Here is a 20,500-nt window from a genome sequence, read left to right on the forward strand (position 1 = left end):
GCACGCGGGCGGCGAGGGACCGCACCCGCTCGGGTACGAGCATCCGCCGGCAGCCGACGCCGCGAGGGCACCGGGCCGTTCGTGGCTGTACACGCCCGGCCCCGCTCCGCACGCATCTGCGCCGGAGCGGGGCCGGTCCCTGCCGCGAGACGCCGCCGTCGGTCGGCTCGGTCCGGCCGACCGGCCGGCTCGGCGCGGGTGATGGAGAGTTTGCTCCGGGCCGAGGGGGCGGTCCACCGGTGGACCGCCCCCTCGGCCCGGAGGCGCTGGGTCGCGGTTCAGGGCCTGCTGTGCATGATGCCGCCGTTGGCCTCGATGAAGCCGATGTAGTAGAGCACCGCGGCGATGGTCGTGACGGTGTGGCCCATGACGCTGACGCTCTGGCCGGAGGGGTTGGCGCGGGCGTTGCGGATGAACTGGCTGATGGCTCCCCACTGGTTCTGCACATTGGCGGCCAGGACGGTGCCGCGTGCCGGGTCGGGGTCGACGTAGTTCAGGGTGCGGTTGCGGTTGGGGTTCTGGATGTTGCCCCGGACGACGTCGAAGACCACGCCGAAGCGCGCCGCCTCGGAGAAGATCTGGGTGGCCATCAGCACGGCCCGCCCGGTCGCGTCGTTGTAGGCGGTCGCGCGCCCGAGGGTGCGCATGGCGTTGTAGATGTTCTCGGGAGCGGGGGCGAGGCTCCCGCGGTTGTTGCCGCCCGGGATGTCGGAGTAGTTGCCGCTGGCGATCCGGCGGTTCTGGGGCACGGTGACGCCCAGCGCCGTCTGGAACTCGTTGATCCGGTCCTGGAACGCCCAGTGGGTGTTGGTCTGCGGCGCGTAGAACCCCGCGACGTAGAGGTCGTTCGCCCAGAGGTAGACCGAGGCCAGGTGGGTGTTGTTGGTGTCCAGGACGCGGACCTGCACCAGCCTGCCGCGTTCGGTGGTGGTCTCGGTGACGTTGTTGACACCGGTCACGTCACCGTAGGTGTACCGGTGGATGGCGTCGATCAGGTTCCAGTAGTTCTGGTGGTGGGTGTTCCCGCCGGCGGTGATGTTCGAGATGTTCCAGTCGATCACCTGGTAGTTGGTCGCGGACGCGGTGCCGCTGAAGGCCGTCACCAGGCCCAGGGAGAGGGCGAGCGTCAGCAGGGCGGAGCAGAGGCGTTTCAGCACGGTGTTCTCGATGTCCTCGACATGATGGCCTGTCAGGCCCGTTGCGGCACGACACTAGGAGCCACGGCGGCGGCGGGCTCGGCCGACCGTGCATCGCCGTTCGCCCGAGAGCGCACCGATGGTCCGGGGCATCGCCCGGTGTCGTCGCGCAGCTCCCGCCCGGCGGCCGGCCCGAGCCGGCCGAGACGTTCGGCCCGGTCCGGACACGGCCTGGGGCGAGGCCTCCCGGCAGGGCCGGTTAGGCTGCCGCCGAGGAGGCGGTCATGGGGATCGAGATCGAACTGCACTCCGCTCGACTGGCGCTGATCGACTGGGACACGTCCAGGGCCTCACTCCTGCACGGCTCCTACGAGCACGGCGAGGCGCTGGGGGAGGTACTGGCGGGACTCGCGGTGAACCACCCGGGCAAGCTCCGGACAGTGGATCCGTACGGCGACACGCAGTTCGACGAGCAGGACGCGCGAGCCGCGCTCGGCGAGATCGCCGGACTGCGGAAGCAGTGCGCCGACGCCGCGCAGGAAGCTGCCGTGCGGGACCTCGCGATGCTGCTGGAGTCCTGTGCGACGACGCCGGGAAGCCACCTCTGGTTCATGGGCGACTGAGGCGGCCCGCCGGGGACAGCGCGACCCCGCCCCCGGCGGCCCTGTCAGAGGTGGTCGTTAGGCTGCGGGGGTCGCCGGGCGAGCGTTGCCCGGCCGCTGGACAGCACGGGGGAGTGGCGGGTCGTGGTCGGGGAGATCGGTGCGCAGGGTTACGTCGCGCGGCTGGAGGACGAGAAGGTCGTCTTCCGCAACGAGCGCGGGCGGGTGCTGAAGAAGGTGCCGCCGGCGCTGGCGGGGCATCCCGGTCTGCCGCGGCTGGTCGCGCTCGCCGCCGGTGCCGAGGCGCATCGCCGGGTGTGCGGCCAGGAGGCCGAGCGGTTGGTGCGCGACGGTGTCGCGGTGCCGGCCGGAGTGGTGGAGCTGCTCTCGGTGGACGCCGCCTGGACGGACGCGCTGGCCCGGGCCGGAATCACGCCGACCGGAAACGCGCGGGTCGGAACCGCCCGGGCCGGAGCCGTTCCCTCCGCCGGGGAGCCGGACGACGAGGGCGCGCTGCTCGCCCGCCGCTACCGGCACCAGGCGCTGCCAGACGCCGAACGCGTGCTGCTCACCACCCCCGACGCCGCACGCCACCGCGACCGGCTGATGGCCCACCAGGGCTGGCAAGCGGTCGGGCCCCTGGCACCGACCGGCCTGCCGGCCGACGGAGCGGTGCCGTTCCCCGAGGCCGCACTCGCCGGGCATCCCGCCCGCGAGCAGGAGGTACTGCGGTACGTCGAACGCCTGGAGGAGGTCACCTCGGTCTGGCGGGTGTGGGTGAAGCGCGACGTCGACGCCGTACTGAAGGCGATCGCCGCCACCGATCCGGTGCTCTCGCGCTGCTTCCTGGACGGCGTCGCGGACCTGTGCCTCCGCCACGGCGGGGAGCGGGCCGACGCGGCGGCGTGGTTCGCCCGCGCCAGAACGGCGGAGCGCGCCGCCGGCGAGCACGTCGACCAGGAGTGGCTGGACGCCCGCTACGCCGCCGCGGACGCGGCCGGCGCGCTCACCGACACCGCGCTGCGCGAGCGCGTGCGGCAGGTCACCGCGCGCGGTGCCGACCGCGACGCGGCGCGTCGCACGCTGACCCTGCTCGGCGACCGCACGGTCCGCGAGGGCACCCGTCCCGGACTCGTCGACGACCTCGTGCGCACCGCCCGTGCCGCCGGCCTGGATCCGTCCCGCGAGCTGGCCCGGCTTGCGGGCCGGAGGTTGCCGGCCCGCGACCTGTGGCACACGGCGGCCCGCGAGTTCTGGTCCGCGCTGCTGACCGGCCCCGCCTGGGAACTGGTCCTGGCCGAACGTCCGCACCTCGGCCGGGAGGTGGTCGCGGCGGGACCGCAGTCCGGGATGCCGGAAGCGGATCTGACGCTCGACTACCTGGAGCGGACCGGCGCGCTGGCGCACCTCACCACCGACGCCGAGGCGGGCGGCGCCGCACCCGGCACCGCCGCCGACTGGCTGCGCGCCCTGGTCGTCCTCGCCGACCGCTCGCTCCGTTCGAGGGTCGGTCCGGTCGTGCACCGGCTCGCCGCGCTGCTGGCGCCCCGCATCGCGGCCGACGGCGTGCCCGTCGACCTGCCCTACCCGAGCCGGTGGGACCGGCGGGTGCCGGGGAGCCCGGTCCTGCGACTCGGTGTCCTGGACGTGCTGCTGGCCGCGGGCGCGCCGGTGGCCGACCCGCCGCCCAGGCTCGCCGACCCGCGCCTGCACCGCGTCGACGCCGCGCCGCGTCCCGGGCTGCCCGCGCTGAGTGCCGATCCGAGGTTCGCCCGGGAGCTGCGGGCACTGCTGCGGGCCGAGTTCGAGCTGACCAACGGCGGTGACGCGGACAACCTCTGGTACCAGCCGCACGACCCGAAGGGGTGGACGGAGACACCGGCCCTGGTGGACACCGAGCCGGGGCGCGCCGAGCTGGCGCAGTGGTGCGAGGAGGAGCTCACCGAGTTGCCCGTGCTCGACCTGGACGGGGTGGCGCTGACGCTCGCCCGCTTCCAGCACATCGGCGCCGCCGCCGCACTGCTCGCCGACCCGGAGCGGGCCCGGCGACTGGCCGCCGTCGACGTCCCCGCCCTGCTGCTCGACGCGGTGCGGGCGGAGACCCCGGACACCGGGCTGGACCGGGCGGGCGCCGAGCTCCTGCTCGGCGCGGTCGAAGCGCGGTCCGTGTTCCGCGACGCCGCCGCCGGCCCGGTGCGCCAGCGGATCGGCCGACTGCTGGGGATCGACGACGACCTGGTCGGCCGGGAGTTCACCCGTCTGGTGCAGATCGCCGCGAACTGCCGGGACGGTCTGGCGCACCTGGTGCCGCTGCTGACCCCCGCGGCCGCGGCGGCCTCCGTGCCTCCCGTGCCCGCCCCTACCGCGCCCGCCCTTCCCGCGCCCGCCGCCCCGCCTGCGCTCGCCGCTCCGCCCGCCGCCCCGCCGTCCCCGCCCGCCGCCCCGGCACGGGTGCGGGTCGGCCGGCTGCTGCGCGACGCGGCGACGAGCAGCCCCCTCTGGGACGGCGACCTCGACCGTCCGAGCGCGATCGTCCCCGGGGCGTCCGCCGCCTTCCCCTACCTGGTCGTCGACTGGCAGGCCGAGCTGCTCCGCGGCGACACCACGACTCCCGGGCGACTGCGTGAGTACGCCGACCTGGCGTTCGTGGCGGAGCGGGGCGAGGGCCGCTGGCGCACCGTCACCCTCTCCCGCCCGGACCACCGGCCCACCCCGCCGGCCGGCCACCTCTTCCGGACCGCGCTGTCGACCGCGCTCGTCCTCCACAGCACCTTCAACCGCGCCGTGCTCCTGGAGTACGCCCCCGGCGGCACCTTCCCCGAGAACGGTCCGGCGGCCGCCGCCGGCTGCGAGGTCCGCGCCGACGCCGACCTCACCGCCGAGCTCGACCCCGACCTGCTGCACGCCTACCTGGAAGGCTTCGCCGAACGCGGCCCGCTGCCCGCCCACCCCGGGACGGTCGAGCACCTGGCCGAACGGCTCGCCCTCACCCCGGCGGAGGCGGGCGCCCTGCTCGCCGTCCGCACCCACCACCGGGACTACGAGAGCGCCGCCGAGAAGGCCCTCACCCGAAGGATCGGGGCGGACGCCGTCCGGGAGTTCCGCACCCGACTGGTGCCCGCCGAGCCGGAGCGGCTGTGGACGCACGGGCCGGACGTGGACCGCGCGGTGGCCTGGTGGCACGAGCGGTACGGCGCGCCGCCGGCCGACGCCGACCTGATCGCCCTGGCCCGGCGCGAGCTCCGCTTCCCCACCGGCGAATGGACGCCGGCGGGCCCCGGACCGGCGGCCGACCCGGTCCCACCGGGCCTGCGCCGGCGCTGCCGCCACCCCGAGGCCCTCCTCGCCGCCGCTCTCGCCACGAAGAGCGACCCCGACCACGCACCCGCGCCCTACGCCTCGCCGTACGCGATGGCCTGGCTCGCCTACCGCACGCCCGCCGGCCACCCGCTGCGCCCCGCGCTCGCCGCGGCCGCACTGCGCGTCAGCTCCGAGCGGGAGGATCCCCGAGCGGTGTGGCGAGTCTTCTCCGTCGACCGCCGCAGCGCCGCCGGCAGGCCGCCGACCCCACCGGCCGACCTGCCCGGTGTGGAGGTGGTGGACGAACCGGCTGTGAGCCGGTGGCACGTCCTGGTGCGCCCCGGCCTGCTCACCGGCGCCGACGACCCGGTCCTGGACGCGCTCGACGACTACTACGACCGGCTGAAGCCCTCACAGGCCCGCCCGTCCGGTTCCGGGCTGCCCGCCCTCGCGGACCTGCGCATCCTGCTGTCCGGCGACCTGGCGGCACTCGGCCACCACCTCGCCGCCGACGCCGACCGCGCCCCCGGTTGGGAACAGGACCCGCGCCGCAGCGCCCCGGACGTCGTTGCCGCCTGCGCGGACGCCCTCGACCTGACCTCGGACGCCGCCGCGCTGTACCTGATGCTGCTGGCCCTGCCCGATCCCACCGACCGGCAGGTCCGGCAGTGGACGGGCTGGACCCCGGCCGTGCTGAAGGCCGCCCGGCAACGTCTGTCCGCCACCGGCCGGGTGGTCACCGCCCGCCGCTCCCGCGCCGGCCGGACCCTCGTCCTGCCCGGCCCCTGGCTGGACCTGAAGGCCCCCCGACTGCCCGTCGAGGCCGCCAAACTCGCCCACCTCACCCTCGCCCCCGAACGCGCGAGCACCGCCCACACCGCCCTCGTCCCCACCCGGCCCCTGCCCACCCTCTTCACCACCGCCTGGCACACCACCTACCCCTGACACCGCCGCCGGGCGCCCGGGCCCGGCTGTCGGAGGCCTCCTCCCGACCGCCCGGCGCGGGAGAGAGGTCCATTGCGGCGGTCTACGGTCGGTCGAACGTCCAGGTGAGTACCACCTGTCCCGCTTCCGTGACACCGCCGGCGCGGCGGTACGTCGCCCGTGCCGCCGCGTTCTCCTCGTCCGTGACCGTCCAGACGCCGTAGCAACCCCGCTCACGTGACAGGTCCGCGAGCGCGGACACCAGCGCCCGGCCGACGCCACGCCCACGGAAGGACTCGTCCACGCCCAACTCGTACAGGAACATCTCGGTCCCCTTGTCGGGGTGGGTCATCTCGACACCGGTGACCATCCCCGCCGGGACGTCCTCCACGTAGGCGATCAGGAGGTGATGGCGCTCGTCCGTCAGGAACCGTTCCGTGGCCCGCCGTTCCGGAGCGGAGTCGAAGAGATGCCCGGCGGCGTCGACCGCCTCGACCTGAGTGACACGACGGATCTCCATCCAGGAATCCTGACACGTCCCGGTGCCGGGGCCGGCCGTTTTTCGGCCGAGCGGTCCCGCCCCGGGCCACCGCCGGACGGACCCGCGCCGGCCCTGCCGCGGCCGGCCGCCACCGCCCCCCGACCACTCCCGTCGTCAGGGGCCTCGCGTGTCCTCGTGCGGCCTCGCCGGGTCGTCGCGCACCGCGCTCGCCTACTCGGCCCTGCCGCTGCTGGCGCATCGCCTTCTCCCGGCACCACCTGGAGCTCGGCGGACAGGCCCGGGCCAACTTCCGCGCGCAGGTCATCGACGCCCTCGCCGCCCGGCTCGCCGGGCCGGACGCCGCGCTGCGGGCGGAGATGGCCGTCGGCGTGCTGCTCGGCCTGGGCGCCCTGTACGCGACCGTCCAGGCCGACCGGCTGACGGGCCTGGCCCCCGACGAGGTCGCCGACCGGTACGTCCCGCTCCTGCAACCCCTGCTCGACGGTGAGGCTCCGGCGCGTCGCTGACCGGTGCGTTCCCGGCACCACGGACGGCGATCCTCCCGCCGTCAGACGGGCGGCAGCAGATCGCTCTCGCTGATCGTGTACGCCAGCACCGGCTGGACGAAGTCCGTCTCGCGGTTCTCGCGGCGCCGCAGCCGGAAGAACTCCTGCCGCTGCTCCTCGTCGGCCGTCACCAGGCGCTCGCCCTGCGGCAGATGGGGATGCCCGTCGCGGAAGCGCAGCAGGGTCTTCGACGTCCGGAAGGTCACGCCCAGCCACCGGTTGTCCGCGGTCCGGGCCGGCGCGTCCAGCACGATCCGGTGCCGCAGCCGCCGGTTCGCCTCGACGGAGAACACGACCGCACCGTGGTGGAGCAGCGGGACCTCGAACGTCCCGTCACCGTCGCCACCGGGTTCCTTCGACTCGACGATCAGCTTCCTCGGCGGGTCGGCGTCGGGGTGGCGGTAGCAGGAGAAGACGGCGATGAACGACCTGTCGGCCAGGTCGAGGGCCTGGTCGGAGTGGCTGCCCATGGTGGTGTACGCGTTGGTGCAGCTCTCGACGAGCGCGTTGTTGAAGCCGACCGTGAGCCCCGCGCGTTCCTGGATCCGCCGCGCCAGCCGCTCGTGCAGCGGCCGGAAACGCTGCGCCGGGCCGCTGTAGCGGGTGGTGGTGCGGACGAGCGGCACGCCGCCCGTTCCGTCGACCAGGGTGAGGGTGGCGCCCTGCCGGCCTTTGCCGGTGTCCTCCAGACGGACCGACGCGGAGAGTTCCGTGAAGAGGTTCCGGTCGGCGGGCAGGTCGTAGGAGCGGACCTGGTCCGGGATGCTAGGGGTGCGGGGCAAGGTAGTCTCCCGTGTTCATGCTGAAGCGGAATCCGTCGCCGTAGTCGATGAAGGACGAGGTCCTGTTCTCCTCGGCGTACAGGCCGCGCAGGTCGTCCATCCCGGCCGGTGTGGGCGGCTCCAGGGGCACCGGATCCCCGGCGGTCTTGAGGAACGTGCGGCCGTCCCGGTGCACGGCTTCGGCCTTCGAACAGCGCACCACGTACCCCAGACGCGTCGGCAGCAGTTCGGCGTCCAGCGACGACGGCCGGATCTCGTGCGTGTAGAGGCGGTTGGTGGACAGCGGCATCAGGAACACGGAGCCGGGGTGGAGGGTCAGGGTGAACTGCGGCGGCAGTGCGACGCCGTCCAGCACGGCCGCCGGGTCCTTGAGGTGGAAGCGGAGCCTGGTCAGCCCGCTGACGCCGTTCACGCCGAGGTCGAACGGATCCCCGGCCGTGGGCCGCAGCCCGTCGAGCCGGTCGTAGAAGGTGCAGAAGGCCATGATGCCGTTGACGGGCATGTCCTTGGTCTTGTCGGCATGGGCCGAGATCCGCGCCTTGGACTGCCTGCGACCGTCCGTGGCACGGGTGTTGTGGTACGTCTGGGCGAGGACGTGGTTCAGCGGCGCCTGGTCGCGGAACACGGCCGCGGCCTCGCGGTTGAGCGCCCGGACGATGCCCGTGTCGGTCGGGCCGAAGCCCTCGGTCGGCCCCGAGAGGTTGGTCGAGCAGCGCAGCAGCCGGAAGTGCAGGTCGTCGCCGTCCCGGGTGACCGGCGTCAGATAGATCCCGCTGCGAAGGGCCGTTCCGGGCTTGGTGGACTCGGTCAGCGACTGGAACGCGTGCTCCGCGCGGATGCGCCCGAAGTGATCGGCGTCGGGTTCGAAGAAGCGCGGGTAGTACACGCCGACGCCGTGCACCCGGAGGGGGAGCCGGCCGAGCCCGACGACACTCCACGGCGTCCCGACGTCCCCGCCCACCTCCCCGCCCACGTTCCCGGCATAGCCGTGCGACAGCTCCCGCACGACGAACACCCGCGCGGCCGCTCGCAGCCGGTGGCCGCTGACGGCGCCGATGTCCCCGCACAGGTGGACGGTCCTCCCCGCGAGACCGACCGCACCGGAGGCGAGCTCCTCCGGTGTGACGACCGATCCGAAGAACCGGGCCACCGCGTCATGGCCGTGCAGCAGCGAAGGCGCGACCAGGACACTGCCCGCGTCCTCGATGCGGGCCTCCGCCGACTCCGTCGCGTCCATCAGGAACCACCGCCGTTCGCAGACTTCGGTGATTCGCCCACCACCGTCGACCGCCGATGCTCTCATGCGGGTCGGACAACGGGTACGGCAGCCGGCCGCTCGGTACCGCCCCGCCACCGAGGGGAGCCTGGACCGTGAGACCTGGATCCGGCTGATCGACATCCTCACCGCGCACAGCCCCGCGGGCCCGGACACCCGCTGCCTGGCCCACTACGACCCGATGACGCTCGGGGCCGTCGACTTCGACAACCTCCACGTGCGCCCGGGGCGGCTCGGCGACGCCGTGAGCCTCTACGACGCGCCCGAGGCCGACCTGACCGACTTCAGCCCCGCCAACTTCCGGGCCGAGGACCGATCCTGGGTCCTGTGCACCGACCACGACCTGTGGGGTGCCAAGGTCGCCGGCGCCCGACGGCCCTGGTCGAGGCCCCGCTGAACGACGCCGGCGTCGAAGCGGTACGGCTGCCGTGCGCGACCTGAGGACGAACCGGACCGATCACCCTGCCGCCCGCGCGGACGGCGCTTCCGTCGCCCCGCCCGGCGTGCCGGTGTTCGTCGCCGGGCCGACCGCCGGGGAGACTGGGCGCCGTGACTGACGTGCGAGAGAACCTGACCTATCAGAAGTTCGGCCTGGCAGTGCGTGAACTCGCGCGGACCATCGCCGACGACGGCTACGAGCCCGACCTGATCCTGAGCATCGCCCGCGGCGGTGTGTTCGTGGCGGGCGGTCTGGCGTACGCGCTGGACTGCAAGAACATCCACCTGGTGAACGTGGAGTTCTACACGGGCGTGGGCACCACCCTGGACATGCCCGTCATGCTGGCGCCCGTCCCCGCCGCGATCGACTTCACCGACAAGAAGGTCCTGATCGCCGACGACGTCGCCGACACCGGCAAGACCCTGAAGCTGGTGCACGACTTCTGCCTCGACCATGTGGCCGAGGTGCGGTCCGCGGTCATCTACGAGAAGTCCCACTCCCTCGTGAAGTGCGAGTACGTGTGGAAGCGCACGGACGACTGGATCAACTTCCCGTGGTCGGTGGAACCCCCGGTCGTCCGCCGTGAGGGCCAGGCGCTGGACGCCTGACCGGAGGAGCGTGCCGCCGACACCCCGGACGGGGGCGGGCAGCCGTGCGACAGCTGCCCGCCGCCTCATCGAGCGCCCGGAGACTGCGGGCCGCCCGACCACCGAGGGCAGCGCGGCCCCTCCCTCCGGCCGGCCGCCCCTCGGGCCCGACCTCGGACCGGCGCAGGGCGCGAGGTTGACTGCAGCGGCCGCCGAGCCCTACTTTGAACGCGTTCAATCTCGTGGAGGGGGCATGGGAATGAGGCACAACGCCGGACCGGTGGCAGCTGTGGCGGGCGGAGGACACGCCGGGGCGAAGGAACGCGGTGTTCTGTGCGACACCGCGCACTCCCTGACAGTCACCCTGCTCGCTCTCCTGCCCGCGGCCTACCTCCTGGTGTTCGAACTCGACGACGGCTACCCCGGCGGGGACCCGGCGATGTACCTCCTGTGCGTGCTGCCGCTCCTGCTCCTCCCGTTCGCCGTCGGCGCGCGCGGGTGGGCGGACCACGGCGGGGCGGCCCTGCGCTGGTTCCTGCGCGCCGCCACCCGTTACGCACTCCGCTTCCTGACGCCCACGATCCTGCTGCTCGACGCGGCCTGCCTGGCCGTCCGGGCGGCCTACGGCGGCACCTGGACCTCGAGCGAGTCACTGCTGACCCTGTTCGGTCTCTCCGCGCTGGTCATCGGCGGCCCCGTCGTGCTGGCCCTGCTCATGGTGGCCCCGTGGGCCGCCCGGGGCCGTGACGCCCGCTGCGCCCTCGCGGTGCTGGCCAATCTGTTCCCGCTGTTCCTGCTGATGATCGGCGGCATCCCAGCGGTCCTCGTCATCATGGTCAACCTGGTCTTCACCTGCCGGTTGACGGCCCCCAGGGCGGCGTGAGCGGCGCGGTTCAGGTCTGCTCGTGGTCGCCACCATGCCGTTCGGAGCTCCGATCGGGCCGACTCCTGCGGAGCCGCCGGACGACCGGTCCCGGCCCGACGTCAGAGCAGGAGCACGCCCACGACGGCCCCTGCCGCGACGAGGACCAGGAACACCACGTTGACCGCGATGTCGGAGCGTACCGAACGCTGCCGGGTCGCGTGGTCGAGGACGAACCCGGCGGGGTCGTCGGCTGGGTAGTGGACCGTCAGGTGCCGCTCGTACGAGTCCGCCGGATCGGGCACGCCGGCGTCGCAGTGCGCGGTGACGGCCGTTCCCTCGCGGGTGGTGAACGCCACGACGGGCGTGATCGTGGTGGAGGTGCTGCCCTCGCCGTCCGTGGTGACGTCCCGGAGTACCGCGACGATCCGGCCTTCGGCGGCGGTCATCGATGCCAGCCGCTCACGGCGGCGCCTGGTGTCACGCACGTTCCCCGGCAGGTAGCAGACGCCGATCAGGGCCCACGGTCCGCAGACGCCGATCAGCGCCCACGGCCAGCCCCGGTCGACCGCGGCGGCGACCACCAGGCTGCCGTACAGCAGGAACAGCGCCGTGTTCGGCAGGCCCAGGCCGCGACCGCCGCCGTGCGGGTCGTCGGTGAAGCGGTAGTCGTGCGGCCTGCCGCGCGGGTAGCGGACGCCGACCTCCCGGCCCGTCCACGCGGCGGTGATCGCCTCGCCGTTCTCGCCGTGCTCGCCGTCGTTCGTCACGAGGACCCGCGCACCGCTGGACGGATCGCGGTAGGACACGACCACCGCGATCCCCCCGCGCCGGGAGCCGCCGTGCCGGGGCGTCCGCACCTGCTCGATCCGCCCCGGGACCCGCACCGCCCGCTGCTCGCGCGTCATCCCGGCCAGCGACCGGCCGTACCCCACCAGCGCCACCGCGCCCAGCACCCCGCACCACAGCGCCAGGTACCCGTGCCACCCCATCCGCCCGTCCCTCCTGTCGTTCCGACCCCGTCGCTCCACCGGCCCGCGCCGTCCCGGTCACGCGCCCCGGCACCCCGGTCCACCCCTGCGGCACTCCCTCAACGGACCGGGCTGCGCCGCACCACCACGCCTTGCCCGTCCGCCTCCAGCGAGGCCGATCCGCCGGCCCCGGTCACGCCGATCCTGATCGTGAGGGCACCGGCCAGGCGTTCCGCGGAAAGCTGCCAGGTGTGCGGCGCGTCGACACCGAGCGTGGTCCTGGCCTCCTCGACCAGCGCGGGCACCCGGTCGAACGGCAGCGACCGCGGGTCGAACGCCGGGGCGCTCACCCCCTCCGGGGCGAACACCACCGTCAGCAACTGCTCCCGCACCACGACGGTCAGCGCCTGCTTGCCGTCCCCGCCCCCGGTGAGCGACTGGACGGCCTCCCGCAGCACGCCCCGGTCCAGCACCGACCGGCCGGGGCCGAAGGTCACCGTGCCGGTGGCCGAGGAGGTGACCGTAGCCGTCACCGTCAACGTGCTCGTACTCGTACTCGTGCTCGACGAGGCGACGGGCCGGGCGGCGGGTGCGTCGGTGTCCTTCCCGAACAGCTCGGCCCGCATGAGCAGGACCACGGCGGCCGCGCCGAGCAGTACCCCGAGGAGGGTGGTCAGGCTCCAGAGACAGCCGTCCTTGCGGTCCGCCACCACGACCGGTCCGGGTGCCGGCTCCAGGACGGCGCCCGCCGCGCGGTCCTCCCACTCCGGGGTGGGCCGCTTGACGATCCGCAGCAGCCACGGCCGGTCCGGAGCGTAGCGGACCACCAGGACCGCGCCGGCCCGGTGGTCGGCGAGCTCGGAGACGTGCACGTCCTGGGTGAACCGGATGCGGAAGGGGGGTGCCCCGTCCGGGGCGACGCTCAGGTCGAAGCGCACCGGGACGTCCGTCTCCCGGCCCGTACGCAGCACCTCCCGTCCGTCGATCAGTGCCAGCGCTGTGAGGGGGGCCCGGGCACCCTCCCGGGCCCGGCGCGGCGCGCCGGCGAGGCGGAACAGCAGTGCGTAGGCCGCGAGCAGGGCCGGCCCGGCGATGATCAGCGGGACCCTGCCGAGAGTGCAGCCGACGACGAAGGCGGCCAGCGATGCCCCGATCACTCCGCCGGTGAGGAATCCCCTGGCGAGGTCCAGGGGAGCGGCGCCGGTGGGAGGTTCGACCGTGGCGGTTGTCATACGGGTGATTCTGTCCGTCCTGAGCGGCTGCCGACAGGGGTCGGTGCGCGTTCGATCGATCATTCTGCCCGGACGGGCGTCATAGCGTCCGCCCGGCCACCCGCCCGCCCGGCCACCCGCCCGGCCGGGCGACCCGGTCCCGGTCCCGCTCGCGGTCTCGTCCCGGTCCCGGTGCCGCCTCCGCCGAACGAACCGCTGTCAGACGCTCTCGTCCGTCAGCCACTCGGGCGCGACGAAGCCGCCGCCACCGTACATGGGCAGTCGGATCGCCTCGCCGTAGCGGGCGAGTTGGCTCCAGGGGCGGTTGAGGCCGGCGGAGCCGTACCGGCGGACGCGGGTGACGGTGTCGAGGTCGAGGACGTCGACGAGGATCTCCTCGCCGGGGCCGGCCTGCTGGCGGACGATGCCCTCGGGGTCGACGATCGTGCTGGAGCCGACGCCCGCCGGGTCGGAGGCGTTGACGTTCACCACGAACACCTGGTTGGTCCAGGCGTTGGCGCGTGCGCACACGAGTTCCATCTCGCGGTCACGGGTGGGGGTGAGGGTGGGCTGGATGACGATCTCGGCGCCGAGCCATGCCAGTTGGCGCACCGTCTCGGGGAACGAGCCGTCGTAGCAGACGGCCAGGCCGACGCGGCCGGTGCCCGGGATGTCGAAGACGGTGAACTCGCTGCCGGGGACCGACTTCTCGTAGGGCTGCCAGGGGAAGACCTTGCGGTAACGGGCGGCGATCCGGCCCTCGGGGGAGACGGCGATCGCCGTGTTGTGGATCCGCCCGTCCGGCCCGCGCTCGTAGATGCTGCCGGGGACGAGCCACAGCCCGGTCTCCTCGGCGAGCGCGCAGATCCGGTCGGTCAGCGGGCCCGGGATCGTGACGGCGGTGTGTTCCGTCCAGTCCTGCGGGGCCGGCCGGAGGAGGGCGCCCTCGGCGGCGAGCAGGAGTTCGGGGACGACGACGAGCTGGACGTGGGGGAACAGCTCGCGGGTGGTGCGGACCTGGTGGGCGAAGCGTTCCCAGGTGGCCTCGATGTCGTGGGGGACGGGGGCGGTCTGGACGGCGGCGACGACGAGTGAGCGCATGGGTCGGTTCAGTCCTCGATGGTGGTGGTGGTGGCGACGGCGGGCTCGGCGACCGCGGTGCGGCCGTTGCGGAAGAAGGGGCGGAACCGGGTACGGGCGACGGCCAGGGCGAGGGCGCCGGCGGCCAGGGAACCGGCCCCGAGGAGGAACACCCCGCCGACGCCGTGGAAGGAGGTGGCGCCGTAGCCGGGGTCGTACATGTCGTAGGCGCTGCGCGCGAAGGCGGCCAGCATCATCAGGCCGCCGGCCAGGGGAAGCACGCCCCGCAGCACCAGGTCGCGCGGCGAGGTGCGGAGCCGGGAGCGGAAGTACCAGACGCAGGCCAGGGCGGTGGTGCCGTAGTAGCAGGCGATGAGCAGGCCGATGCACAGGATGGCGTCGCCGAGGAAGCGGCCGGAGACGAGGGTGAGCAGCACCAGCAGTCCGGCCGCCGCGGTGCCGAGGAACACGGTCCCGAAGCCAGGGGTTCGGTGGCGCGGGTGGATGCGGGCGAAGGCACGCGGCAGGGCTCCGTGCGCGGCCATGGACAGGGTGCCGCGGGAGGAGCCGACGAGGCAGGTGAGCAGGGCCGAGACGGCCGAGACGCAGACGGCCAGCTGCATCACCTTGGACAGGGCCGGGCCGAGGACGGGTGGTGCGAGGGCGGCCAGGATGTCGCCGGCGTTGTCGGCGTTCCCGAGTCCGGTTCCGCTGTCGCCCGTTCCGGCGAAGCCGATGGCCGCGAAGGCGGTGAACAGGTAGGTGCCCAGAAGCACCAGGGTGGAGATGACGGCCGCCTGGCCGGCCACGCGTTCGCCGTCGCGGGTCTCCTCGTTGGCCGTGAGGAGGGCGTCCCAGCCCCAGTAGATGAACAGGCAGAGCATCACGGCTTCGGTGAGTTGCCCGGGACCGGTGAACGCGAACGGATCGAGCCAGCCCAGGGACGGACCGGACGGACCGGTCGCGCCGGGACGGGCGAAGGCGGCGATGCCGAAGCCGAGCAGGGCGGCGAGCTGCAGGGCGAGCATCACGTACTGGACGGAGGCGGCCAGCTGCAGGCCGCGGTGGGCGATGGCCGTGACGGCCGCGAGCAGGAGGACGGCGGTCGCCGCCACGGCGGTGCTGTCGCCGGCCAGGACGTGCAGGCCGGTCAGGTCGAGCAGGTAGGTGGCGCCGACCTGGGCCAGGGCCGTCATCGCGATGAGGGTCGCGCACTGGACGATCCACCCGCCGGTGAGCCAGCCCGCCAGAGGTCCGAAGGCGCGGGTGACCCAGACGAAGGTGGTGCCGCAGTCGGGCATCTCGCGGTTGAGCTCGCGGAAGGCGAACGCGGTGAGCAGGATCGGCACGAACCCCAGCAGCAGGGCGGCCGGGGCGAGGTGGCCGGCGACGAGGGTCACGAAGCCGAGTGTGACGGCGATGCTGTAGGCCGGGGCGACGGAGGACAGCCCGAGGGTGACGGCGGCGAACAGGCCGACCGAGCCGCCGCGCAGTCCTTTGTCGGTGGGGGAAGGTCTGGACGGTCCGGTGGTCGCCCCGACGTCGGTCGCGTTGGTCATGGTGCCTCCGTGAGCCCTGCGCGTTTGTTAAACGCAGATTTAAATCATGGGGCTCTCGCCAGTCAATAGGCGGTGGGGTAGCGTTAAATATTCGTACAGTAGAGACGGCGACAGGAGAGCGGCGCACCGTGGCTGGCAGGAAGAGCGTGGGCAAGGAGGCCCGCCGGGCCGAACTCGGCAGGGCCGTGGAGCAGGCGCTGGCCGCCCGCGGCCTGGAAGGACTGCGCCTTCGCGACGTCGCCGAGGCCGCCGGCATCACTCCGGCCGCGGTCCTCTACTACGGAGACCTCGACGAACTGGTCCACACCACCTACCGACAGGCCATCGAGCGCTACAGCGAGGAACGCGAAGAGGCCGCGAGCCGTTTCACCGACGCCCGCGACCAGCTGCGCGCGTGCATCGACCGAGGCGTGGCGACCGGCCCCGACGACACGCTGACGCGCCTGCTCTTCGAGTGCTGGCCCCGCTGCCTGCGCGATGCCAGGGCCGCCGTCCTCGACAGTGCTCTGACCGAGCGTCAGATCGCGTTGTATGCGGCGATCCTGATCCTCGGTCAGGTACAGGGTCACTTCACCCTCCAGGACCCGCCCCGTCTGCTCGCCGCGAACTTCGTCGCGCTGGAGGACGGCTACCAGATGGAGATCCTCGCCGGCCGGCGCACCCGCGACGAGGTCCTCGCCGCCCTGCACGCCCAAGCCCGCGCGGTCACCGGCCACACCCTCGCCCAGCACCCCTGACCCGCGTGGGCCGGCGCGGGGTGTCGTGCGCCGATCGCCCCGCGCCGCCCTCCCCGGAGCCGCGCCGGACGGCGTCGGGGGCCCCGGCCGGATTGCCGTGCGACGGCGGCGGCGCGGGCGGCAGTGCTCGCCGCCCGCGCCCGGCTTCACCCGGCGGGCGCGCCGGTCCGCTCCTGTTCGAGCGCGGTCAGGCGCTGCCGCAGTGCCAGCGGTGTGACCAGGAGGGCCGTCAGCGCGCAGCCGAGGGCCAGGGCGTCGTAGCCGCCGGCCGTGACGACCAGGCCCGAGAGCAGGCCGCCGGTGCTGCCCGCGACGGCGAGGCCGACGTCGGCCAGACCCTGGGTGCTCGCACCGCGCCCAGGCGGCAGCGCGGCCGTGATCACGGCCGTTCCGCTGACCAGGCCGAGGTTCCAGGCGATGCCGGCGAGGGTGAGGGCCAGGGCGAGGAGGGGCACGGAGTCGCCCGGTGCGGCGGCGGCCAGGAGTGCGGCCGCGCAGAGCAGGACGCCGGAGGCGGCGGCGACGGGGAGGGCGCCGAGACGGTCGGTCAGGAGGCCGGTGAGCGGGGAGGGCAGGAACATCGCGGCGATGTGGAGCGAGACGACCAGGCCGATCGTGCCGGTGCCGTGGCCGTTGGCGGCCAGGTGGACGGGCGTCATGGTCATCAGGGCGACCTTGGGCAGCTGGCCGAGCAGCATGATCCACAGGCCGGTGGCGAATCCCGGCCCTCGTCGCCGGTCCGCGTCCTTCCGTAGCTTCCGTACCGGGTGGGCCCCGTCGCCGGAATCGGAGCCGTCACTCGTGTCCCCGTCGGGAGCCGGGGCCTGCGGGGCGGGGAGCCGGGCCTGCGCCAGGTGGAGGGGATCGGGCCGCAGCAGCGCGGTGAGCAGGACGGCCGCCGCCGTGTAGCCGAGGGCGGCGAGCAGGAAGGGCCCGGCCAGTGGGGGGATGCCCCAGGCGCGGGCGAGGTCCCCGGTGAGCGGCACGAGGTTGGGGCCCGCGACCGCGCCGAGGGTCGCGGCGAGCAGGACGCGACTCAGGGCGCGGGCGCGGCGGTGGGGTGCGGCGAGGTCCGCGCCGGCGTAGCGGGCGAGGAGGTTGGTGGCGGTGCCGGCGCCGTAGACCAGGAGCGAGGGCAGTAGCAGGGCTACCTGGTCCAGGGCCACGGCGGCGACCACACCGACGCTGCCCAGGGCGCCGATCGCGTAGCCGGTGCCGAGGCCGGGGCGGCGCCCGCGCCGCTGGCACAGCCGGCCGACGACGAGCGCGCCGAGCATCGATCCGCCGGTGAACAGGGCGGTGGGGATGCCGGCGAGGCCGGTGGAGCCGAGCATCTGTTCGGCCAGCAGGGCGCCGACGACGATGCCGGCGGTGAGCCCGGCGCCGCTGACCAGTTGCGATGCGACCAGTACGGCGAGGACCCGCCGCTGTTCGGGGGCCTCGGCGGCCTCCGGTGCCTCGGGGGCGCCCGGTGCCTCGGGGGCGTCCGGGGCCTCGGCGGCCTCGGGCCCCGCCGGTCCGTGCCCTGCCCGTGCGACCCCGGACGGCTTGGAGTCGGACGGCCCGGCGCCGTTCGGCCCGGACTCGTCCGGTCCGGCGCCGCCGCGCCCCGGCGGGCGGCGGGGCGCGGCGGCGGCCGGCGGGGTGGCGGTCACGAGGACGCCAGGGGGCTCAGCGCCGAGATCTCCTCCAGTGACATGCCCATGTGCTCGTGGAGGTAGCGGACGATGGTCCAGTGGGCGAGCGCACCCTCGTCGAAGGGGCCGAAGGCGCGGCAGTAGAGCGGGATCCAGCGCAGTGCCTCCTCGGCGGCCTGCCGACGGCCGGGCTCCTCCTGGTAGGACTCGTACGGGATGCCGCGGTGGTGGACGAAGAACCGGCCGGGCAGCCGCTCCTCGCACAGTGCGCGGTACTCGCGGGTCTGCAGGATGAGGTAGTGCCAGATCTCGTCGATGTGCTGCTCGACGGGGAGGAAGAGGCCGGCGAGTTCGTCGCGGTGCCGGGACACGAGGTAGAGGTAGCGCAGGCACTCGGTCACCTGGCGTCCGGCGTCGGCGGGTGTGCAGCCGGTCCGGGTGACGGTGTGGGCGACCACCTCGGCGTGGAGGTCGGCGCCGAGCAGTTCCTCGAGGTCCGTGGCCGTGACGGTGACAGGGTCCGGCGCCTCGGACCGGGCCGGGAATCCGGATCGGGACTCGGACCGGGAATCGGATCGGGTGGTCATCGGGCACCTCCGGCCGACGTGGTCGGGATCGTGGTGGCGGTCGGGGGCGCGGTCGGTGATGCGGCCCGTGACGCGCTCGGTGACGCGGCGAGCCAGGCGTACTTGCCGGAGGCGCCGACGGGAAGGTGGTCGTGGTGTTCCACGCGGCAGCGCCGGCCGGTGACTTCGCCGGCCGCGGCGGCCAGGGCGTCGCTCTCGGCGCGGGTGAGCGGGGCGGCGTCGAAGGTGGTGCAGCGCAGCACGGCCCCGCCCGGTTCCTCGAGGTGCAGGCGGGTGAGGAAGACCCGCGGCGTGACGGCGCTGACGGCTTCGTCGAGGTCGCCCTGAGCGCGGGGGCCGTGCGGGGTGGCGAGCAGTTCCTTCTCACGGCCGCAGAAGCGGGTGATGCGCTCCGGGTCCGTGCTGCCGTCCGCGGTGCGGACGCAGTCGCCCGAGCGGTAGCGGACCAGCGGCATGAAGGGATTGCGCACGCTGGTGACGATCAGGCTGTGGATGGTGCTGCCGGGGGCGACGGGCAGCAGTTCGACGCTCATGTCGTGCAGGTAGGGCCGGTAGTCGCCACCGCGGTCGCTGTAGTAGAGGTAGCCGAGTTCGGTGCTGCCGAACAGGTCGACGATCGGGCAGTCGAAGTGCTCGCGCAGGTACCGGGCCACGTTCGCGGGCGTGTACTCGTAGGCGTGGACGACGGCCGCCGGCGGCGGGAACCCCTCCCACAGGCCCCAGGCGCGGGCCTTGCGCACCAGGTGGGCGAGGTGGGAGGAGGAGCAGTCGAGGAGGTAGTGGCCGCGCGGGTGCGCACGGGCGGCGTCGCGGATCTCGGCGAGCATGCGCTCGACGTCGGCCCGCTGCCAGTGGTCCGGGTCCAGCCGCAGGTTGAGGTAGCGGGTGCGGTCGTCCAGCCGGCGGTCCTGCGCGTCCGGTTCGGCCGCTGGTTCCTCGCCCCGCTTGCGGGCGTTGACGCGGGCGACGTGCTCGGTGGCCAGGACGGTGGTGAGGGAGACCCGGTGACAGCCCTCCCGCCAGGTGTCGGCGAGGTCGGGGTGCTCGCTCCACAAGCGGTAGTAGGACTTCAGCAGGAAGTAGGGCGGTCGGATGATCTGCATGCGGGCGTGGTTGGTGCCGGTGGAGAGCACGAACTCCGCCTCACCGGCCGCGAGGGCGGCGGACAGGCGCGGGGTCATCCAGTTGCCGGGAAATCCGCGGGCGATCTCGGGCTTTTCCAGAATGGGGAAACAGCCCTGCTCGATCGAGTCGCGGTAGAGGGGAATGTCCTTGATCCGGTCGACCACGTCGGCGGTCGGCTGGCCGTTCAAATGTCACCTCCGGTCGGTGCCCGGGGCTCCGGTTCGCCGGCCCCGGGGCAGGATGCGGACGGCGCGCGGCACGCAGCACGCTGCACGCAGCGCGGGCGGCACGCGTCGGCGGGCCGCGCCGCAGGTCCGGGCCGACCGGCACCTGCCGGTCGGCCCGAACCGCGTCGGCGCAGCTCAGGGCAGATCTGTGCCGTCAGGATCCGGTCGGCGCGTCAGGAGATACAACCGGCCTTGGCCACGCTGATGCACCCGGACTTGGGGGCCGTGCTGATGCAGCCGTCCTTGGCGGTGCTGCTGGAGTTGGCGGCGACCCAGCCGTTCCACTTGTCGTCCTGGGTCATCTTCTTGATGAGCTGTTCCATTCGGACCTCCGAGATATACCGGTAATCCGGCGGCGCGTTCTTCGCCGCCACTTCGACATTAAAGTGATGGTCAAGCATGTGTCAATGA

The 20,500-nt window shown here is 73.8% G+C and carries 19 protein-coding genes; 7 read left to right on the forward strand and 12 right to left on the reverse strand.

Features of this window, described 5'->3' with window-relative positions; translation table 11 throughout:
* Positions 1–278: 278 nt before the first annotated feature.
* Positions 279–1,157 carry a ribosome-inactivating family protein gene (locus ACIPYS_RS09120; protein WP_159424715.1) on the reverse strand — a complete coding sequence of 293 codons (879 nt, stop codon included), beginning with the start codon at positions 1,155–1,157 and terminating at the stop codon, positions 279–281.
* 263 nt (positions 1,158–1,420) lie between these two features.
* Here ACIPYS_RS09120 and ACIPYS_RS09125 point away from each other — a divergent pair, with 263 nt between their 5' ends.
* Both ACIPYS_RS09125 and ACIPYS_RS09130 read left to right on the forward strand, forming a co-directional pair.
* On the forward strand, positions 1,421–1,759 hold the full coding sequence (locus ACIPYS_RS09125; protein WP_093858336.1) for a hypothetical protein: 339 nt from the start codon (positions 1,421–1,423) through the stop codon (positions 1,757–1,759).
* A 123-nt stretch (positions 1,760–1,882) separates the two neighbouring features.
* Positions 1,883–5,983 (forward strand): hypothetical protein, encoded by a 4,101-nt coding sequence (locus tag ACIPYS_RS09130; protein WP_400744975.1) that lies wholly within the window; start codon positions 1,883–1,885, stop codon positions 5,981–5,983.
* 82 nt (positions 5,984–6,065) lie between these two features.
* Here the strand turns inward: ACIPYS_RS09130 and ACIPYS_RS09135 are convergent, their stop codons facing one another.
* Entirely contained in the window at positions 6,066–6,482 is a 417-nt protein-coding gene (locus tag ACIPYS_RS09135; protein WP_093858334.1) for a GNAT family N-acetyltransferase, read from the reverse strand.
* A gap of 239 nt (positions 6,483–6,721) precedes the next feature.
* On the opposite strand from ACIPYS_RS09135, the gene ACIPYS_RS09140 reads away from it, so the two are divergent.
* Positions 6,722–6,970, forward strand: coding sequence for a hypothetical protein (locus ACIPYS_RS09140; RefSeq protein ID WP_400745205.1), 249 nt, complete (start codon positions 6,722–6,724; stop codon positions 6,968–6,970).
* 41 nt (positions 6,971–7,011) lie between these two features.
* Here ACIPYS_RS09140 and ACIPYS_RS09145 read toward each other — a convergent pair whose 3' ends face one another.
* Positions 7,012–7,791, reverse strand: coding sequence for a hypothetical protein (locus ACIPYS_RS09145; protein WP_400744977.1), 780 nt, complete (start codon positions 7,789–7,791; stop codon positions 7,012–7,014).
* Positions 7,775–9,028, reverse strand: a complete 1,254-nt coding sequence (locus ACIPYS_RS09150; RefSeq protein ID WP_400744979.1) for a hypothetical protein — start codon at positions 9,026–9,028, stop codon at positions 7,775–7,777. Before ACIPYS_RS09150 ends, ACIPYS_RS09145 begins: the two co-directional genes overlap by 17 nt.
* Positions 9,029–9,092: 64 nt before the next feature.
* Between ACIPYS_RS09150 and ACIPYS_RS09155 the strand changes: the two genes are divergently transcribed.
* The 3 genes from ACIPYS_RS09155 to ACIPYS_RS09165 all read left to right on the forward strand — a co-directional run bounded on the left by ACIPYS_RS09155 (position 9,093) and on the right by ACIPYS_RS09165 (position 10,976).
* Positions 9,093–9,464, forward strand: a complete 372-nt coding sequence (locus ACIPYS_RS09155; RefSeq protein WP_400744981.1) for a hypothetical protein — start codon at positions 9,093–9,095, stop codon at positions 9,462–9,464.
* A 152-nt stretch (positions 9,465–9,616) separates the two neighbouring features.
* Positions 9,617–10,114: a phosphoribosyltransferase gene (locus ACIPYS_RS09160; RefSeq protein WP_093858332.1), complete on the forward strand. Its 498-nt coding sequence runs from the start codon at positions 9,617–9,619 to the stop codon at positions 10,112–10,114.
* 232 nt (positions 10,115–10,346) lie between these two features.
* A complete protein-coding gene (locus ACIPYS_RS09165; RefSeq protein ID WP_400744984.1) occupies positions 10,347–10,976 on the forward strand; it encodes a hypothetical protein in 630 nt (209 codons plus the stop codon).
* A gap of 101 nt (positions 10,977–11,077) precedes the next feature.
* Here the strand turns inward: ACIPYS_RS09165 and ACIPYS_RS09170 are convergent, their stop codons facing one another.
* The 4 genes from ACIPYS_RS09170 to ACIPYS_RS09185 form a co-directional block, all read right to left on the reverse strand.
* The gene (locus tag ACIPYS_RS09170) at positions 11,078–11,947 is read right to left on the reverse strand and encodes a DUF3592 domain-containing protein (RefSeq protein ID WP_093858330.1); all 870 of its coding nucleotides are present in this window, start codon (positions 11,945–11,947) and stop codon (positions 11,078–11,080) included.
* Positions 11,948–12,045: 98 nt separating this feature from the next.
* Positions 12,046–13,158 (reverse strand): hypothetical protein, encoded by a 1,113-nt coding sequence (locus tag ACIPYS_RS09175; protein WP_400744985.1) that lies wholly within the window; start codon positions 13,156–13,158, stop codon positions 12,046–12,048.
* A 198-nt stretch (positions 13,159–13,356) separates the two neighbouring features.
* Complete coding sequence (locus ACIPYS_RS09180; protein WP_093858328.1) at positions 13,357–14,238, reverse strand: carbon-nitrogen hydrolase family protein; 882 nt, start codon at positions 14,236–14,238, stop codon at positions 13,357–13,359.
* An 8-nt stretch (positions 14,239–14,246) separates the two neighbouring features.
* Positions 14,247–15,776, reverse strand: a complete 1,530-nt coding sequence (locus tag ACIPYS_RS09185; protein WP_400744988.1) for an APC family permease — start codon at positions 15,774–15,776, stop codon at positions 14,247–14,249.
* Between the two features lie 128 nt (positions 15,777–15,904).
* Between ACIPYS_RS09185 and ACIPYS_RS09190 the strand changes: the two genes are divergently transcribed.
* Positions 15,905–16,513 (forward strand): TetR/AcrR family transcriptional regulator, encoded by a 609-nt coding sequence (locus ACIPYS_RS09190; RefSeq protein WP_400744990.1) that lies wholly within the window; start codon positions 15,905–15,907, stop codon positions 16,511–16,513.
* A 146-nt stretch (positions 16,514–16,659) separates the two neighbouring features.
* On the opposite strand, the gene ACIPYS_RS09195 is transcribed toward ACIPYS_RS09190, so the two are convergent.
* The 4 genes from ACIPYS_RS09195 to ACIPYS_RS09210 form a co-directional block, all read right to left on the reverse strand.
* On the reverse strand, positions 16,660–18,168 hold the full coding sequence (locus ACIPYS_RS09195) for an MFS transporter (RefSeq protein ID WP_400744992.1): 1,509 nt from the start codon (positions 18,166–18,168) through the stop codon (positions 16,660–16,662).
* Positions 18,165–18,737, reverse strand: a complete 573-nt coding sequence (locus ACIPYS_RS09200) for a hypothetical protein (RefSeq protein WP_400744994.1) — start codon at positions 18,735–18,737, stop codon at positions 18,165–18,167. Before ACIPYS_RS09200 ends, ACIPYS_RS09195 begins: the two co-directional genes overlap by 4 nt.
* Entirely contained in the window at positions 18,734–20,050 is a 1,317-nt protein-coding gene (locus ACIPYS_RS09205; protein WP_400744995.1) for a hypothetical protein, read from the reverse strand. The genes ACIPYS_RS09200 and ACIPYS_RS09205 overlap by 4 nt, the downstream gene beginning before the upstream one ends.
* 212 nt (positions 20,051–20,262) lie before the next feature.
* The gene (locus tag ACIPYS_RS09210; protein WP_400744997.1) at positions 20,263–20,490 is read right to left on the reverse strand and encodes a hypothetical protein; all 228 of its coding nucleotides are present in this window, start codon (positions 20,488–20,490) and stop codon (positions 20,263–20,265) included.
* Positions 20,491–20,500: the final 10 nt, after the last annotated feature.

Origin of the sequence: Kitasatospora sp. NPDC089913 (genome assembly GCF_044748625.1) — a bacterium.
In the GTDB taxonomy this organism is placed as follows: domain Bacteria; phylum Actinomycetota; class Actinomycetes; order Streptomycetales; family Streptomycetaceae; genus Kitasatospora.

Coding starts and splice junctions, on each gene's coding strand:
- ACIPYS_RS09170 (WP_093858330.1), bottom strand. CDS start 11,947: ATGGGGTGGCACGGGTACCTGGCGCTGTGGTGCGGGGTGCTGGGCGCG.
- ACIPYS_RS09155 (WP_400744981.1), top strand. CDS start 9,093: ATGCGGGTCGGACAACGGGTACGGCAGCCGGCCGCTCGGTACCGCCCC.
- ACIPYS_RS09210 (WP_400744997.1), bottom strand. CDS start 20,490: ATGCTTGACCATCACTTTAATGTCGAAGTGGCGGCGAAGAACGCGCCG.
- ACIPYS_RS09200 (WP_400744994.1), bottom strand. CDS start 18,737: ATGACCACCCGATCCGATTCCCGGTCCGAGTCCCGATCCGGATTCCCG.
- ACIPYS_RS09175 (WP_400744985.1), bottom strand. CDS start 13,158: ATGACAACCGCCACGGTCGAACCTCCCACCGGCGCCGCTCCCCTGGAC.
- ACIPYS_RS09135 (WP_093858334.1), bottom strand. CDS start 6,482: ATGGAGATCCGTCGTGTCACTCAGGTCGAGGCGGTCGACGCCGCCGGG.
- ACIPYS_RS09150 (WP_400744979.1), bottom strand. CDS start 9,028: ATGGACGCGACGGAGTCGGCGGAGGCCCGCATCGAGGACGCGGGCAGT.
- ACIPYS_RS09165 (WP_400744984.1), top strand. CDS start 10,347: ATGGGAATGAGGCACAACGCCGGACCGGTGGCAGCTGTGGCGGGCGGA.
- ACIPYS_RS09185 (WP_400744988.1), bottom strand. CDS start 15,776: ATGACCAACGCGACCGACGTCGGGGCGACCACCGGACCGTCCAGACCT.
- ACIPYS_RS09180 (WP_093858328.1), bottom strand. CDS start 14,238: ATGCGCTCACTCGTCGTCGCCGCCGTCCAGACCGCCCCCGTCCCCCAC.
- ACIPYS_RS09125 (WP_093858336.1), top strand. CDS start 1,421: ATGGGGATCGAGATCGAACTGCACTCCGCTCGACTGGCGCTGATCGAC.